Source organism: Microbacterium sp. MTN4-26 (assembly GCF_042846595.1).
GTDB lineage: Bacteria > Actinomycetota > Actinomycetes > Actinomycetales > Microbacteriaceae > Microbacterium > Microbacterium luteum.
Map to the genome: position 1 here is coordinate 1 of NZ_BTGO01000042.1, position 1,434 is coordinate 1,434.

The 1,434-nt window shown below is 67.0% G+C and carries 1 protein-coding gene; it reads right to left on the reverse strand.

The genetic code is table 11. The annotated features are described in order from the left end of the window. Nucleotides 1–50: 50 nt before the first annotated feature. Nucleotides 51–1,319 carry an IS256 family transposase gene (locus tag ACGG9C_RS16970; protein ID WP_194384080.1) on the reverse strand — a complete coding sequence of 423 codons (1,269 nt, stop codon included), beginning with the start codon at nt 1,317–1,319 and terminating at the stop codon, nt 51–53. Between the last annotated feature and the right edge of the window lie 115 nt (nt 1,320–1,434).

Sequence of the window (1,434 nt, forward strand, 5' to 3'; positions counted from 1 at the left end):
GGTCAAGTCCCGTGGCGTGGTGTCACTTCGGTTGTTCCTGATGGGTGGGGTCAGGCGGTGAGGTAGAGCTCGGCGCGGGGTGTCTCGGTGTGCTCGTGGAGGGTGTGGATGAGCTTGCGCATGGAGATGTCGGAGAAGTAGCGGCGTTCGCCGTACTGCCATTCCTCGTGCTGCTCTTGCAGGACGGCGCCGATGAGCCGGGTGACGCTGTCGCGGTCGGGGAAGATCTGGACGACGTCGGCGCGACGTTTGATCTCGCGGTTCAGTCGCTCGATGGGGTTGTTCGACCAGATCTTCTGCCAATGCTCGCGTGGCATGACCGCGAACCCGGTGAGGTCTGCCTCGGCGGCGGCGAGCATGTCGGCGATCTCGGGGAACGACGAGCGGAGCCCGTCGGTCACGGCCCGGTATTGCGCGGTGACGGCTTCGGGGGTGGTTTGCGCGAAGATCGTGGTGATCATCGCGTTGACCGGCTTCGAGCGGGCCGATCCGAGTTTCTGGGTCACGTTTCGCGCGAAGTGGACGCGGCAACGCTGCCACCCGGACCCGGGCAGGATCGCCTTGACCGCGGCTTTCAGGCCGGCGTGCGCGTCGGATGTGACCAAGGCGACGCCGAGCGGGTCCGCGTCGGTCGCGACCTTCAACCCCCGGTCGCGCAGGCCGCGGAGGAACTCGGTCCAGAAGTCCGTGGTCTCCGCGTCGCCGAGCGCCATCCCGAGGATCTCCCGGCGGCCGTCACCGCTGACGCCGGTCGCGACGACGAGGGCTTGCGAGACGACGCGGCCGCGGACCCGGACGTCGAGGTAGGTGGCGTCGAGGAACAGATAGGGGAACCAGGTGTGATCGATGCGACGGTGCAGGAACTCCTGCACGGCCTCGTCGATCTCCCCGCAGATCCGGGACACCGTCGACCTCGAGATGCCGGTGTCGTTGCCCAACGCTCGGATCAGCTGGTCGACCTTCCGTGTGGAGACCCCATCGATCCAGGCCTGGCAGATCACCGCGTAGAGCGCTTTGTCGACCCGGCGGCGCGGGTGCAGCAAGCTGGGGAAGAACGACCCCTCCCGCAGCTTCGGGATCGCAAGGTCGACTTCCCCGGCCGGCGTCGCGAGGGTCTTCGGGCGGGTCCCGTTGCGGCGGGTGGTGCGCTCCGGGGTGCGCTCGTGCGGGGCCGCGCCGATCTTCATCGTCGCTTCCGCGTCGATCAGGTCTTGCAGGCCGGCCTGCAGCATCCGACGGAACACGTCCGAGTGGGCGAGGTCGGGATCGGCGAGGACTTCGCCGATCAAGGTCGTCAAGGCAGACTGGTACTGGGTCATCGTGGGATCACTTTCAGGGTTCTTGGCGGAACAACTGGTCTCCCACGATGGCCCTCACTTCGTCAACGACGACGAGGACCCTGTGGGAAGTGACACCACGCTATGGGACTCACCC

Excerpts from the sequence above, each read along its gene's own strand:
- ACGG9C_RS16970 (WP_194384080.1), bottom strand. The coding sequence starts at position 1,319 with ATGACCCAGTACCAGTCTGCCTTGACGACCTTGATCGGCGAAGTCCTC.